The 14,233-nt window shown below is 58.6% G+C and carries 15 protein-coding genes and 3 tRNA genes; 4 read left to right on the top strand and 14 right to left on the bottom strand.

Going from position 1 to position 14,233, the window contains the following annotated elements; genetic code table 11:
* The first annotated feature begins 9 nt into the window (after positions 1–9).
* From thiD to LHAB_RS13215, 3 genes are all read left to right on the top strand, one after another.
* On the top strand, positions 10–849 hold the full coding sequence (thiD, locus tag LHAB_RS13205; RefSeq protein WP_090047076.1) for a bifunctional hydroxymethylpyrimidine kinase/phosphomethylpyrimidine kinase: 840 nt from the start codon (positions 10–12) through the stop codon (positions 847–849).
* 38 nt (positions 850–887) lie between these two features.
* Complete coding sequence (locus LHAB_RS13210; RefSeq protein ID WP_090047079.1) at positions 888–2,279, top strand: SLC5/6 family protein; 1,392 nt, start codon at positions 888–890, stop codon at positions 2,277–2,279.
* Positions 2,280–2,394: 115 nt separating this feature from the next.
* Positions 2,395–2,470 (top strand) — tRNA-Asn (locus LHAB_RS13215).
* A 97-nt stretch (positions 2,471–2,567) separates the two neighbouring features.
* On the opposite strand, the gene LHAB_RS13220 is transcribed toward LHAB_RS13215, so the two are convergent.
* From LHAB_RS13220 to uvrB, 14 genes are all read right to left on the bottom strand, one after another.
* Positions 2,568–2,816 (bottom strand): hypothetical protein, encoded by a 249-nt coding sequence (locus LHAB_RS13220; RefSeq protein ID WP_090047081.1) that lies wholly within the window; start codon positions 2,814–2,816, stop codon positions 2,568–2,570.
* Entirely contained in the window at positions 2,813–3,442 is a 630-nt protein-coding gene (locus tag LHAB_RS13225; protein ID WP_090047084.1) for a response regulator transcription factor, read from the bottom strand. Before LHAB_RS13225 ends, LHAB_RS13220 begins: the two co-directional genes overlap by 4 nt.
* Before the next feature lie 261 nt (positions 3,443–3,703).
* Positions 3,704–3,780, bottom strand: a tRNA-Pro gene (locus LHAB_RS13230).
* 27 nt (positions 3,781–3,807) lie between these two features.
* Positions 3,808–4,263: a MerR family transcriptional regulator gene (locus LHAB_RS13235; RefSeq protein ID WP_090047087.1), complete on the bottom strand. Its 456-nt coding sequence runs from the start codon at positions 4,261–4,263 to the stop codon at positions 3,808–3,810.
* Positions 4,264–4,409: 146 nt separating this feature from the next.
* Positions 4,410–4,484 (bottom strand) — tRNA-Val (locus LHAB_RS13240).
* Positions 4,485–4,571: 87 nt separating this feature from the next.
* The gene (dnaQ, locus tag LHAB_RS13245; RefSeq protein WP_090047090.1) at positions 4,572–5,282 is read right to left on the bottom strand and encodes a DNA polymerase III subunit epsilon; all 711 of its coding nucleotides are present in this window, start codon (positions 5,280–5,282) and stop codon (positions 4,572–4,574) included.
* Between the two features lie 17 nt (positions 5,283–5,299).
* Positions 5,300–5,638, bottom strand: coding sequence for an ISC system 2Fe-2S type ferredoxin (gene fdx, locus LHAB_RS13250; RefSeq protein ID WP_090047093.1), 339 nt, complete (start codon positions 5,636–5,638; stop codon positions 5,300–5,302).
* A gap of 30 nt (positions 5,639–5,668) precedes the next feature.
* Positions 5,669–7,534: a Fe-S protein assembly chaperone HscA gene (hscA, locus tag LHAB_RS13255; protein WP_090047974.1), complete on the bottom strand. Its 1,866-nt coding sequence runs from the start codon at positions 7,532–7,534 to the stop codon at positions 5,669–5,671.
* A gap of 58 nt (positions 7,535–7,592) precedes the next feature.
* Positions 7,593–8,108: a Fe-S protein assembly co-chaperone HscB gene (gene hscB / locus LHAB_RS13260; RefSeq protein WP_194943223.1), complete on the bottom strand. Its 516-nt coding sequence runs from the start codon at positions 8,106–8,108 to the stop codon at positions 7,593–7,595.
* The gene (gene iscA, locus LHAB_RS13265) at positions 8,108–8,431 is read right to left on the bottom strand and encodes an iron-sulfur cluster assembly protein IscA (protein ID WP_019425275.1); all 324 of its coding nucleotides are present in this window, start codon (positions 8,429–8,431) and stop codon (positions 8,108–8,110) included. The genes hscB and iscA overlap by 1 nt, the downstream gene beginning before the upstream one ends.
* Before the next feature lies 1 nt (position 8,432).
* Positions 8,433–8,819, bottom strand: a complete 387-nt coding sequence (gene iscU, locus LHAB_RS13270) for a Fe-S cluster assembly scaffold IscU (protein WP_019429402.1) — start codon at positions 8,817–8,819, stop codon at positions 8,433–8,435.
* 44 nt (positions 8,820–8,863) lie between these two features.
* Positions 8,864–10,081, bottom strand: coding sequence for an IscS subfamily cysteine desulfurase (locus tag LHAB_RS13275; RefSeq protein ID WP_090047099.1), 1,218 nt, complete (start codon positions 10,079–10,081; stop codon positions 8,864–8,866).
* A gap of 19 nt (positions 10,082–10,100) precedes the next feature.
* A complete protein-coding gene (gene iscR / locus LHAB_RS13280; protein ID WP_090047102.1) occupies positions 10,101–10,637 on the bottom strand; it encodes a Fe-S cluster assembly transcriptional regulator IscR in 537 nt (178 codons plus the stop codon).
* Between the two features lie 114 nt (positions 10,638–10,751).
* On the bottom strand, positions 10,752–12,878 hold the full coding sequence (gene uvrB / locus LHAB_RS13285) for an excinuclease ABC subunit UvrB (RefSeq protein ID WP_090047104.1): 2,127 nt from the start codon (positions 12,876–12,878) through the stop codon (positions 10,752–10,754).
* 123 nt (positions 12,879–13,001) lie between these two features.
* Here uvrB and LHAB_RS13290 point away from each other — a divergent pair, with 123 nt between their 5' ends.
* The gene (locus LHAB_RS13290) at positions 13,002–14,198 is read left to right on the top strand and encodes an amino acid aminotransferase (protein ID WP_090047106.1); all 1,197 of its coding nucleotides are present in this window, start codon (positions 13,002–13,004) and stop codon (positions 14,196–14,198) included.
* The last annotated feature ends 35 nt before the right edge of the window (positions 14,199–14,233 follow it).

Raw genomic sequence — 14,233 nt, forward strand, 5'->3', positions numbered from 1 at the left:
AGTCTGCCCATGAGTCAAACGACCTCACGCTACCCGCGTCTGCTGACCATTGCAGGCTCCGACAGCGGCGGCGGCGCCGGCATTCAGGCCGACATCAAGACTTTCAGTGCCCTTGGTTGCTATGGTATGAGCGCCATCACGGCCTTGACCGCACAAAACACCATCGGCGTGCGCGCAATCCATGCAATCCCCCCGCAAATGTTGCGCGAGCAAATCGACGCGGTCGTCGAAGACATAGGCGTTGATGCTGTCAAAATTGGGATGCTGCATGCCCCTGACATCGTTCAAGTGGTTGCCGAAGCTATCGATAAGCATCAACTGGCTCAAGTGGTCCTGGATCCCGTCATGATCGCAACCAGTGGCGCGATGCTGATCGAAAATGAAGCCGTGCAGGCCTTGGTTCAGCATCTCTTTCATCGCGTCCAGCTCATCACACCCAATCTGGACGAAGCAGGCTTCCTTGTCGGACACACCCTCAAAAATGAAGCCGACATGGAAGCCGCCGCAGACCAACTGTTGCACTTGGGCGCTCGCGCAGTGCTCATCAAAGGTGGACACCTCAGTGGTGACACCGTGGCCGACCTGTTTGTAAGCAGCAACGCCCAAAAATGGTGGCTGCGCTCAGCACGCATCCACAGCCCAAACACACACGGCACGGGATGCACTCTGTCCTCAGCAATCGCTGCGCACCTCGCTTTGGGTGTGCCTCTTCAACCGGCTATTGAAAAAAGTCATGCCTTCATTCGCCAAGCCTTGCAGGCAGGCGCCAATGTGCGCACAGGGTCTGGCAGTGGCCCCCTCAACCACCTTTCGGCGCCCGTTCCCATGCACATCATGAACGCCCGATAAGGGCTGTTTCACCTTCAAAATAACGAAAGAACTTCAAAATGGACTTGGCACTCGCGGCCTTACTGATTGGTACGCTCATGAGCTTTGTCTGGATCGGACTTCGAGCCGCTGCAGACAAAGGCACCCTTGACGACTACATCACCGCACGGAATTCTCAATCAGCGCTGACACTGACCTTGTCGTTTGTAGCATCCGGTCTGGGTGCATGGATCTTGTTTGTGCCACCAGAAATTGGTGCGTTTGTGGGACCAGTTGGATTGGCAGGATACGCCTTTGCAGCCGCACTTCCTTTTTTGGTCCTGTTCTGGTTTGGGCCTGCCATCCGCCAGCGCATGCCAGAAGGCCGCAGTCTGGCAGAGTATGCCGAACAACGATTTGGGCCCCTCATGCGCTATTGGCTCACCGGGTTGTCGCTGCTTTACATGCTGTGTTTCATCACCGCAGAACTCACGGCTCTCTCCGCTATTGCGGGCTTGACGGGAAAGCTCCCGGGGCACTGGGTCATGGGCGGTGTTATGGTGACCACCCTCTTCTACACGAGTTGGGGAGGGCTGAGAGCCAGCATGGCCACAGACCGACTTCAGGGTTGGTTGATCTTGGGCCTCATCTTGGCCGTTTGCATCAGCATCGCTTGGACCACACAAGAACTGCATACGCCACTGTCCGCACCGCCCTCCATCCCGCTCCTGTCTGGCATAGGTGTAGCACTTACATTGGTCATCGCCGTGACAGCGGCCAACCTGTTTCATCAGGGCTACTGGCAACGCATCTGGTCGGCAAAAGACAACCGTGCATTGAAAACCGGTTCCCTGTGGGCCGCCATCATCACCATGATCATCATTGCCGTGGTAGGCAGCTTGGGCATGCTCACTGTGATGCTCGGTAAAAATCCCGGTCAACCACCCGCGCCATTTTTTGTATTGATCGGCAACACAAGCCCTTGGTTGGCCGCGATTGTGATGGTCTTGGCCACCGCATTAGTCGCTTCATCCGTGGACTCCCTACAAAATGCACTCGCATCGCTCTTGGTCACTTTCCAGCATCAAGTCGGTGGCACCTCCATCCGCCAAGCCCGATGGCTTACCGTCCTGCTGATGATCCCCGTCTTCTTCATTGCGCTTGAAGGCTTCTCCGTCCTGCGCATTTTTTTAGTGGCTGATTTGCTGTGTGCCACGGCTTTCATCCCGGTTCTTTTTGGCTTATGGAAAAAAATGACGCCATTGAGTGCCATTGCAGGATCTATTGCAGGACTCCTTGGCGCAGTGGTTCCAGGCTGGATCGAGACCGGTGATTGGACAGCAGGACTGCTGCTCGCCAGTTTCCCCAACAGCACCCCAACCCTTGGCCCATTTGCTGGTGCTATTTTGGCTTCTGCTGTGACCACCTTTGTGCTCGCATATGGCTCTACTTCATCTGAGCGAGGGCAATAACCTTCGCACAACCACAACTCGTGCTTCACACCACCGTAACCGCCCACAAGAATTTTCAAAAAACTTGCCGCCCCTCTGAAAACCGCCTAAAAACCGCCCTATAATTGAAAGCTATTCCTCAATAGCTCAGTCGGTAGAGCGCCGGACTGTTAATCCGTAGGTCCCTGGTTCGAGCCCAGGTTGAGGAGCCAAAAAAGACAAGCCCCTGCATGGATTTGCAGGGGCTTTTTCTTGTGCGCTAAACGGACAAAACGCCAGGCTCGGTCAAGCCCAATTCAGACCGTTCGCTCAAAAACGGTGCTGAGTATCGGACGCACCGGCCCGTGTCTGTAACTTCTTGATCAGTTTTCTGCCAAGATGCGCCTTGATGGCCGGCGAATAAAACAAGGCATCCCCCCCGTTTTCCAGCTGCATCAATTGCGCGTGGGAAATCGCGTTCTCCATGGCGAAGCGGGCGCTGTCCATGCGCGCGTCCAGCCGGAGCTTTTGCAGCGCAGCGGCTTCTTCTTCTGACCAAGGCTCCCATGAGGCGATCATGACCCCATCGCTTTCAGGTCCAGCCCTTTACACAAAGCCATCAAATCAGACAAATGTGGTGTTTCCATCTTTTGCAGGACATTGGCACGGTGTTTTTTGGCCGTGTCGGGCAAGATATCAAGCCGCTCGGCGATCCCTTTGTTGGTGTGCCCCTCCAGCATCAAAGGAAACACTTCGCGTTCACGAGAACTCAGTGAGACCCACTTCCGCCGTATCTCGTTTTTTTGAATGAAGGATTGCCGGTTCAAGGAGTCAACCGCCAAGCCCCGCTCAATGGCATCGATCAAGTCTTGTATCTGAAAAGGTTTCCACAAAAATTCGATCGGTTGGCCTTTCATGGCCCGGATGATTTCTTCGGATTGGCTCTCGCCGCTGATGAAGACGATGGGTGTGTAGCGCCCCAGCGTTTTCATCTTGTCTTGCAACTCAACGCCCGACATGTTGGGCATGCGCACATCCAGCACCAACACCGCGGGGAAAATGTCAAACGAATTTTGAAGGAAGGCCTGCGCACTGTCATAGCCCTCAATGCTGTAGCCCATCTGCCTCAGCAAGTCAGTCAAATAAAAACGGATGTCAGGGTTGTCATCGACAACATAGACATGTCCGCAATGGGAGGGATTCATTTCAAATTGAAAAAATGATCAGAGATGTCAATATTAGGTATCAAGACTCGCCCTGCATATCCCCTTTTGGGGAAGTTCTCCATCATTGTCCACCATCTGTCTGAGGTCCAGACAAGTTCAAAAAGAGCCAGGCACAACGCTTAAAAATTCGGGAGCTCACGCGCTGGATGAGCAAGTGCCTATGGCCAGAGACATTCAATCGATCGAAGCCACAAAGAAGAAAGGACCTAGCCCCTTTCGAAGCTAAGTCCTTGATTCATATGGTCGGCGTGGCGGGATTCGAACTCGCGACCCCTTGCACCCCATGCAAGTGCGCTACCAGGCTGCGCTACACGCCGACAAGCGTCAGATTATAACCGGATAAATCAGGCCTGAAAGGTGAGCAGCGCCCTAATTTCAAGCAGTTCCTTGTGAAGCGGCGAAGAAGCCAACTCGGCAGGTGAAAAATCAAACCCTGTGGCGATCAGTCGATCCGATGGCAGCTGCGACCCGGCCTCTGACGGTGAAGGCGTGTCGCTGGGCTCTGTCACTTCTGAGCCATCACGGCGCAGCTGACGGTCGGTCTGGACCCATTCCTGCAACCTGTTGCGTGCACCGCTGATGGTGAAGCCCTGGTCATAAAGAAGATCCCGGATACGCCGGATCATCAAGACTTCATGGTGCTGGTAATAACGTCGATTGCCTCTGCGCTTGACAGGCCGCAACTGGGTGAACTCCTGCTCCCAATAGCGCAAGACGTGTGGCTTGACGCCGCACAACTCGCCCACCTCACCGATGGTGAAATAGCGTTTGGCTGGGATGGAGGGAAGCGGACTGTCCATGAACGACAACAAGTTACGTGGAAAACCTTGTAGCTTACTGCAACTGCGGCACTGGCGTCCAGACCCTTCAAGCCGACTTGAAAGACCACAGAACAAACAAAAAAGCACTTGGGATTTCTCTCAAGTGCTTTTTGATCGGGAATTTTTGGTGGGCAGTACAAGTTTCGAACTTGTGACCCCTGCAGTGTGAATGCAGTGCTCTACCCCTGAGCTAACCGCCCTACGCTTCTCAGCGAAGACCGCCATTATGGCATAAAAAAATCGTGGCTTCGATCGTTGTCTTCAAAAAATGGCTCTTGCGCGCGCCATCAGGCGGCTTGTATTTGACGCCAAACGGTTTTGCCACCGCTGGATTTATCGAGTTGCGACAACACCTCTTCGTGTGCAGCCTCTTCTTGTGCGTTGGCCGACAAAACAGGCAAGGCGTACTGGCGCAAGTCCACTTGGACCACCACACTTTGCGAGTGGCTGGGCGCATCGCCCGCGTCGATCAGCAAGGCCTCTTGCCCACGGGTCATGTTGATGTAGACATCGGCCAACAACTCGGCATCGAGCAAAGCACCGTGCAGGGTGCGTCCCGAGTTGTCGACTTCGAGGCGGTCACACAGAGAGTCGAGGCTGTTGCGCTTGCCAGGGAACATTTCTTTGGCCATGGCCAAGGTGTCGATGACACCGCTGACATAGGCCTTCAAAGGCTTTTTGCCAACGCGTTCGAGCTCTTTGTTCAAAAAGCCGATGTCAAACGCCGCGTTGTGGATGATCAGTTCCGCATCGGCCAAGTAATCCAGTATTTCGTCCGTCAGCTGAGCGAACTTGGGCTTGTCGCGCAAAAACTCGTTGCTGATGCCGTGGACCTTGAGCGCGTCCTCGTGGCTGTCGCGCTCGGGGTTGAAATAAAAATGCAGGTTGTTGCCCGTGAGCTTGCGGGCAAACAGCTCCACGCAGCCCAGCTCGATGATGCGGTCGCCACCTTCGGCCGACAGGCCAGTGGTTTCGGTGTCCAGAACAATTTGACGCATGGCTCTTTGGCTTTCGCTCAGTGCAGCTCTTTGGCGTGGTTGATGGTGTAGCGCGGGATCTCGATGACCAGATCGCTCTTGGCCACAAAGGCCTGGCAACTCAGGCGCGAATTGGGCTCCAGGCCCCAAGCGCGGTCGAGCAGGTCTTCCTCGGTTTCTTCCATCTCATTGAGGGTCTTGAAGCCTTCGCGCACCACCACATGGCAGGTGGTGCAGGCCGCGCTCATGTCGCAGGCGTGCTCGATGTTGATGTGGTTGTCGAGCAACGCCTCGCAGATGCTGGTGCCTGCGGGCGCGGTGATCTCGGCGCCTTGGGGGCAGTACTCGGGGTGGGGCAGGATTTTGATGACGGGCATAGGTGTCTTCTTTGAGGGCCAATCGGGCTTTTATAAGGCTTGGATGTTTTGACCGGCCAGGGCTTTCTGGATGCTGTGGTTCATGCGCTCAGCGGCAAAGGCTTCGGTGCCTTTGGCCAAGGCCTGGGTGCAGTCTTCCAGGGCTTTGGCATCTTGCTCGGTCAAGATGGCGGCTTGCAAAGTGGCCATCAGGGCGTCGATGACCACGCGTTCGGCATCGCTGAGCAATTGGCCGTCAGCCGCCAAAGCGCTGCGCGTGGCCAGCAGCATGCGGTCGGCGTCCACACGGGCTTCCACCAGCGCGCGCGCTTTCATGTCGGCTTGCGCGGTGGTGAAGCTTTCTTGCAGCATGGTGGCGATCTGGTCGTCGCTCAAGCCATACGAAGGCTTGACGTCGATGCGCGCTTCCACGCCGCTGATCTGTTCTTTGGCGCCCACGCTGAGCAAGCCATCGGCGTCCACCGTGAAGGTGACACGGATGCGGGCAGCCCCGGCGGCCATGGGCGGGATGCCGCGCAGCTCGAAGCGGGCCAGACTGCGACAGTCCTGCACCAAATCGCGTTCGCCCTGCACCACATGCAGCGCCAGCGCGGTCTGGCCGTCTTGGTAGGTGGTGAAGTCCTGCGCCATGGCGGTGGGGATGGTCTGGTTGCGCGGGATGATGCGCTCGACCAGGCCCCCCATGGTTTCGATGCCCAGCGACAGGGGGATCACATCGAGCAGCAGCAACTCGCCAGCGGCGTTGTTGCCGGCCAGTTGGTTGGCTTGGATGGCCGCCCCCAAAGCCACGACTTCGTCGGGGTTGAGGTTGTTGAGCGGGGCTTGGCCAAAAAAATCGGCCACGGCCTGCTGGATTTGCGGCATGCGGGTGGAGCCACCCACCATGACCACGCCTTGCACATCGTCTTTGGCCAGCTGCGCATCGCGCAGCGCTTTGCGCACGGCAGTGATGCAGCGGGCCGTGAGGGCCAAGGTGGCTTGTTCGAAATCGGCGCGGCTGAGCGACAAGGACAAGGCGCCTGTGGACATAGCCACATTCAGGCTGGTGGTGTCAGCGCTCGTCAAAGCCTCTTTGGCCGCACGCGCTGCGGCCTTGAGAACGGTTTTGTCTTCGGCAGTCACCGCATGCAAGGCGGGTTGACGGGCCAAGGCGACATCGGCCAGGGCCTGGTCGTAGTCATCGCCCCCCAAGGCCGAATCACCGCCTGTGGACAACACCTCAAAAACGCCTTGTGTGAGGCGAAGGATGGAGATGTCAAAGGTGCCACCGCCCAAGTCAAACACCGCGTAAATGCCTTCGCTGGCGTTGTCCAGTCCGTAGGCGATCGCCGCGGCTGTGGGTTCGTTGATCAGGCGCAGCACATTCAGGCCCGCCAGTTGGGCGGCGTCTTTGGTGGCCTGGCGCTGTGCGTCGTCAAAGTAGGCGGGCACGGTGATGACCGCGCCGTACAAATCGTCATTGAAGGTGTCTTCGGCGCGGTAACGCAGCGTGGCCAAAATTTCGGCACTGACTTCCACCGGCGACTTGGGGCCTTGCACCGTCTGAATAGACAGCATGCCCTGCTCGCTGGCGGTGAACTCGTAAGGCAGCTTGCTGCGGTCGGCGATGTCGTGCAGGCCTCGGCCCATGAAGCGCTTGACCGAGGCGATGGTGTTGACCGGGTCGGCGGCGGCCGATTGCACGGCCTCAAACCCGATCTGTCGGCCTTGGCCCGGCATGAAACGCACCACCGAGGGCAGGATCACCCGGCCGTCGTCGTCCGGCAAGCACTCGGCCACCCCGCTGCGCACCGAGGCCACCAGCGAATGGGTGGTGCCCAAGTCAATGCCCACGGCAATGCGGCGCTGGTGGGGGTCGGGCGACTGGCCCGGTTCAGATATCTGCAGTAACGCCATGGTCAAAGAGGGGTGGTTTTCAGGTCGCTGGCCTGTGAGCGGCATGGCGACCCGAGGGTCAGGTCAATCGGTCGAGTTTAGCGTTCACTTCTTGTGTGAAGCGCTCAATGAACATCAGCGCCCTCACCTGCCCCACGGCTTGCGCCGGGTCTTTCACTTCGTCCAAGAGGTGGGCCAGCGCTTGCTGGACGCGGCGCTGCTCGGCAGACACTTCATCGGCGAGGGCCTCCAGGCCCTGTGCGCTGTCGGTGTCGTCCAGACTTTCACGCCACGCCATCTGCTGCATGAGGAAGGCCGGGGGCATGGCGGTGTTGTTTTCGGCCTGCACGGGCGCGCCTTGCAGTTCGCACAAATAGCCAGCGCGTTTGAGCGGGTCTTTCAATCGCTGATACGCCTCGTTGATGCGCACCGACCACTGCATGGCCATGCGCTGGGCAGCGGCCCCTTCGGCCGCAAAGCGGTCCGGGTGGGCTTCGCGTTGCAGGGCTTTCCAACGGGCGTCGAGTTGAGCACGGTCCTGCGCGTACTGCACGGGCACATCGAACAGCTCGAAGTCGTTGGCTTGCAGGGAAATCACACGCGGAACGACTCACCGCAACCGCAGCGGTCGCGTTCGTTGGGGTTGTTGAAGCGGAAACCCTCGTTCAGGCCCTCGCGCACGAAGTCCAGTTCGGTACCATCGATGTAGGCCAGACTTTTGGGGTCCACCAGCACCTTGACGCCGTGGCCTTCAAAGACCACGTCTTCCGGGGCGATCTCGTCCACGTATTCAAGCTTGTAGGCCAAACCCGAGCAACCCGTGGTCTTGACGCCCAGGCGCACGCCGACGCCAGAGCCACGCTTGGCCAAGTAGCGGGTCACATGCCGAGCTGCGGCAGCAGACAGTGAGATGGCCATGTCAGTTCAGGTGTTTCTTTTTGTAGTCGTCCACAGCCGCCTTGATGGCGTCTTCGGCCAAGATGGAGCAGTGGATTTTGACGGGGGGCAGCGCCAGCTCTTCGGCGATCTGGCTGTTTTTCAAGGCCGCCGCTTCGTCGAGCGTCTTGCCCTTGACCCACTCGGTCACGAGCGAGCTGGACGCAATGGCCGAGCCGCAGCCGTAGGTCTTGAAGCGTGCGTCTTCGATCACACCGGTTTGCGGGTTGACCTTGATTTGCAGCTTCATGACGTCGCCACAAGCGGGCGCACCGACCATGCCGGTGCCCACGCTGTCGTCGCCCTTGTCGAACGAGCCCACGTTGCGGGGGTTTTCGTAGTGGTCAACCACTTTTTCAGAATAAGCCATGGTGTTTTCTCCGTATTCAGTTCAAAGGCGAAGCTGGGTGCGGCTCAATGCGCTGCCCACTGGATGGTGCTCAGATCAATGCCGTCTTTGTGCATTTCCCACAGGGGGCTCAAGTCGCGCAGCTTGGCCACGTTCTCACGGATCGTCTGGATCGCGTAGTCGATGTCCGCTTCGGTGGTCCAGCGGCCAATCGTCATGCGCAGGCTGCTGTGGGCCAACTCGTCGCTGCGGCCCAAGGCACGCAGCACATAGCTGGGCTCCAAGCTGGCAGAAGTACAGGCCGAGCCCGACGAGACCGCCAAGCCCTTGATGCCCATGATCAGCGATTCGCCTTCCACGAAGTTGAAGCTCATGTTGATGTTGTGTGGCACACGTTGGGTCGCGTGGCCGTTCAAAAATACCTGTTCCATGTCGCTCAGGCCGTTGATCAGGCGGTCGTGCAAGGCACGCGCCTTGGCATTGTCCTGGGCCATCTCGAGCTTGGCGATGCGGAAGGCCTCGCCCATGCCCACGCACTGGTGGGTGGGCAATGTGCCAGAACGCATGCCGCGCTCATGGCCTCCGCCGTGCATTTGCGCTTCCAGACGGATGCGGGGTTTGCGGCGCACATACAGAGCGCCAATGCCTTTGGGGCCATAGGTTTTGTGCGAAGCCAGGCTCATCAGGTCGATGGGCAACTGAGTCATGTCGATCTCGACCTTGCCGGTGGCTTGCGCGGCATCGACGTGGAAGACAATGCCTTTTTCGCGGCACAAATTGCCAATCGCGGTCACGTCTTGGATCACGCCGATTTCGTTGTTCACGAACATCACGCTGATCAGGATGGTGTCGGGGCGAATAGCGGCCTTGAGGGCGTCCATGCTCAGCAAGCCATCGGCTTGCACGTCGAGGTAGGTGACTTCAAATCCCTGGCGCTCGAGCTCACGCATGGTGTCCAGCACGGCCTTGTGTTCGGTCTTGACCGTGATCAGGTGCTTGCCGCGCGATTTGTAAAAGTGCGCTGCGCCCTTGATGGCCAGATTGTTGGATTCGGTGGCACCGCTGGTCCAGACGATTTCGCGGGGGTCGGCACCGATCAGGTCGGCCACTTGCTCACGTGCGGTTTCAACGGCGGCTTCGGCTTCCCAGCCCCAGGCGTGGCTGCGGGATGCGGGGTTGCCAAAGTGCTCACGCAACCAAGGGATGATGGCGTCCACCACGCGGGGATCGCAAGGATTGGTCGCGCCGTAGTCGAGGTAAATGGGGAAATGGGGCGTGGTCATGGCTGGTACTTCTTTTCAATCAGGATTTGGCAAACACGTTGCCCAAGTCGAACACGGAGTTGGGTCCGGTCAGGCGAATCGGCTTGCTGACGGGCATCGGGGAAATGGCCCGCTTGAGGGTGGGCTTGATTTCCACCACCAGGCCCTTGGCCAACTGGTCGTCCACCAGCTTTTGCAGGGACACCGAATCCAGAAATTCGACCATTTTGGAGTTCAGTGAAGCCCACAGGTCGTGCGTCATGCAGCGGCCATCACCGCCGTTGCAGTTTTCCTTGCCGCCGCAGTGGGTGGCATCGATGGGTTCGTCCACCGACAAAATGATGTCGGCCACGGTGATCTCGGTGGATTTGCGGCCCAAGGTATAGCCGCCGCCGGGTCCACGTGTGGACTCCACCAGGTTGTGGCGGCGAAGCTTGCCAAACAGCTGCTCCAGATAAGACAGTGAAATCTGTTGGCGCTGGCTGATGGCGGCCAAAGTCACGGGACCAGCGTCCTGGCGCAAGGCCAGATCGATCATGGCGGTGACGGCGAAACGGCCTTTGGTGGTTAAACGCATGGCAGACTCCTGAAGTGGGTGGGGGCTTGGTCTTGGCCCCGACAAAGCGGGTTCCCGACTAAACGAGTCAAGTATAAACCAATCCCGATCAAATCACTCGGGTTATGGGGTTATTCAGGCCCGAATCAAAGGCACGATGTTGTCGCCGCCTGTCGCCCCAAAAGCCTGCTCTTTCAGGATGGTCAGCTGGTCCCGCACCTGGGCGGCTTTTTCGAACTCCAGATTGCGGGCGTGTTCCATCATTTGCTTTTCCAGCTGCTTGATGGCCCGGGCGATGTCTTTCTCGCTCATGTCCTCGACCTTGGCTTTTTGCATGGCCGCTTGCTCGAGGCGCTCAGCTTCCTTGCCCGATTTTTCGCTGTAGACACCGTCGATCAGGTCTTTGACCCTTTTGACGATGCTCTTGGGCGTGATGCCCATGGCCTCGTTGTGCGCCAATTGTTTGATGCGACGACGCTCGGTCTCGCCCATGGCCTTTTTCATGGACTCGGTGATGCGATCGGCGTACAAAATCGCCCGGCCGTTCAGATTGCGGGCTGCACGGCCAATGGTCTGGATCAGGCTGCGCTCGGCGCGCAAAAAACCCTCTTTGTCGGCGTCCAAAATCGCCACCAGCGAGACCTCGGGAATGTCCAAGCCTTCACGCAGCAAGTTGATGCCCACCAGCACATCGAAAGCGCCCAGACGCAGGTCGCGCAAAATCTCTACCCGCTCCACCGTGTCCACATCGCTGTGCAAATAACGCACCTTGACGCCGTTGTCAGACAGGTAATCGGTCAGCTGCTCGGCCATGCGCTTGGTCAGCGTGGTGATGAGCACGCGCTCGTGCTTCTCGACCCGGATTCGGATTTCCTGCAGCACATCGTCCACCTGTTGCGTAGCGGGGCGCACTTCGACTTGCGGGTCCACCAAACCGGTGGGGCGCACCACCTGTTCAACCACCTTGCCCGAATGTGTCTTTTCATAGTCGGCGGGGGTGGCCGACACGAAGATGCACTGGCGCATGCGCTTTTCGAACTCTTCAAACTTGAGCGGGCGGTTGTCCAGTGCACTGGGCAGGCGAAAGCCGTATTCCACCAGCGTGGTTTTGCGGGCCTTGTCGCCGTTGTACATGGCGTTGAGCTGGCCAATCATCTGGTGGCTCTCGTCCAAAAACATGATGGCGTCGGCCGGCATGTAATCGGTCAGGGTGCTGGGCGGGTCGCCGGGGGCCGCACCCGACAAATGCCGGGTGTAGTTCTCGATGCCCTTGCAGTGGCCCACTTCGGACAACATTTCGAGGTCAAAGCGGGTGCGCTGCTCCAGCCGCTGGGCTTCCACCAGCTTGCCCATGCCCACCAGTTCTTTGAGGCGCTGGGCCAACTCCACCTTGATGGTTTCCACCGCCGCCAAAACTTTGTCTCGCGGCGTGACGTAATGGCTGGACGGGTACACCGTGAAACGCGGGATCTTCTGGCGGATACGGCCCGTGAGCGGATCAAACAATTGCAGGCTCTCGATCTCGTCGTCAAACAACTCGATGCGGATGGCCAGCTCGGAGTGTTCGGCCGGGAACACGTCGATGGTGTCGCCGCGCACCCGGAACTTGCCACGCGAGAACTCCATGTCGTTGCGCTGGTACTGCATGCGGATCAGCTGGGCGATCACGTCGCGCTGGCCGAGTTTGTCGCCGGTGCGCAGCGTCATGATCATGCGGTGGTAGCTCTCGGGCTCACCAATGCCATAGATGGCCGAGACGGTGGCCACGATCACCACATCGCGTCGCTCCATGATGCTTTTGGTGCAAGACAGGCGCATCTGTTCGATGTGTTCGTTGATCGCGCTGTCCTTTTCAATGAACAGGTCGCGCTGCGGCACATAGGCCTCGGGCTGGTAATAGTCGTAATAGCTGACGAAGTACTCCACCGCATTCTTGGGGAAAAACTCGCGAAACTCGCTGTACAGCTGGGCCGCCAGGGTCTTGTTGGGCGCAAACACGATGGCGGGCCGGCCCAGTTGCGCGATCACATTGGCCATGGTGAAAGTCTTGCCCGACCCGGTCACGCCCAACAGGGTCTGGAACACCTCGCCGTCGTGCACGCCTTCAACCAGCTGCTCAATGGCCACCGGCTGGTCGCCTGCCGGTGGGTAAGGCTGGTACAGCTCAAAGGGCGAGCCGGGATAGCTGACGAACGTGCCTTCAGCGTACTTGTCTGCATCGGACACAACTTCAACAACGGGGGCTTCGGACACGTTAGACATCTTTATGGGCGAGGACCTCCCGGCCAAATCAGGCGTCGGAGACCGTTAAAATCAGGGACAACCCGAAAGCCTAACCGAGGAACGGGTTTCCTGCCACCACTGAACACAATCCAAGGACTTTCCATGTCTCTGTTTTCCGCCGTCGAAATGGCCCCCCGCGACCCGATCTTGGGTCTGAACGAGCAATACAACGCCGACACCAACCCCAACAAAGTGAACTTGGGCGTGGGCGTGTACTTCGACGACAACGGCAAACTGCCCCTGCTGCAATGCGTTCAAGCCGCCGAGAAAACCATGATGGCCACCCCCACCGCCCGCGGCTACCTGCCCATCGACGGCATCGTGGCCTATGACAACGCCGTCAAAGCGCTGGTGTTTGGCGCTGACTCCGATGTGGTCAAGTCTGGCCGCGTGTCCACCGTGCAGGCCATCGGTGGCACGGGCGGTCTGAAAATCGGCGCCGACTTCCTGAAAAAAGTCAGCCCCAAGGCCAAAGTGCTGATCTCCGACCCCAGTTGGGAAAACCACCGCGCCATCTTCATCAACGCTGGTTTTGAAGTCGACAGCTACACCTATTACGACGCGGCCAAGCGCGGCGTGAACTTTGACGGCATGCTGGCCAGCCTGAACGCGGCCGCCCCCGGCACCATCGTGGTCCTGCACGCTTGCTGCCACAACCCCACCGGCTACGACATCACCGATGCCCAGTGGGACCAGGTCATCGCCATGGTCAAGGCCAAGGGCCTCACCGCTTTCTTGGACATGGCCTACCAGGGCTTTGGCCATGGCATTGCCGAAGACGGCGCCGTGATCGGCAAGTTTGTGGCCGCTGGCCTGAACATCTTTGTCTCGACCTCTTTCTCCAAGAGCTTCAGCCTGTACGGTGAGCGCGTGGGTGCCCTCTCGGTGGTGGCTTCTGACAAAGAAGAAGCTTCCCGCGTGTTGTCTCAACTGAAAATCGCGATCCGCACCAACTACTCCAACCCGCCCATCCACGGCGGTGCGGTGGTGGCGGCGGTGCTGAACAACCCGGAACTGCGTGCGCAATGGGAAAGCGAACTGGCCGAAATGCGTGTGCGCATCAAGGCCATGCGCCAGAAACTGGTCGACGGCCTCAAAGCCGCAGGCGTGCAGCAAGACATGGGCTTCATCACCCAGCAAATTGGCATGTTCAGCTACTCGGGCCTCACCAAAGACCAGATGGTGCGTCTGCGCAGCGAGTTTGGCGTGTACGGCACCGACACCGGCCGCATGTGCGTGGCAGCGCTGAACAGCCAAAACATCGATTACGTGTGCGCCTCGATCGCCAAAGTCGTCTGAATTGACTGACATCAAGCTTGCAACCGCCCCCGACG

Source organism: Limnohabitans sp. 2KL-27, from assembly GCF_001269345.1.
Lineage (GTDB): Bacteria > Pseudomonadota > Gammaproteobacteria > Burkholderiales > Burkholderiaceae_C > Limnohabitans_A.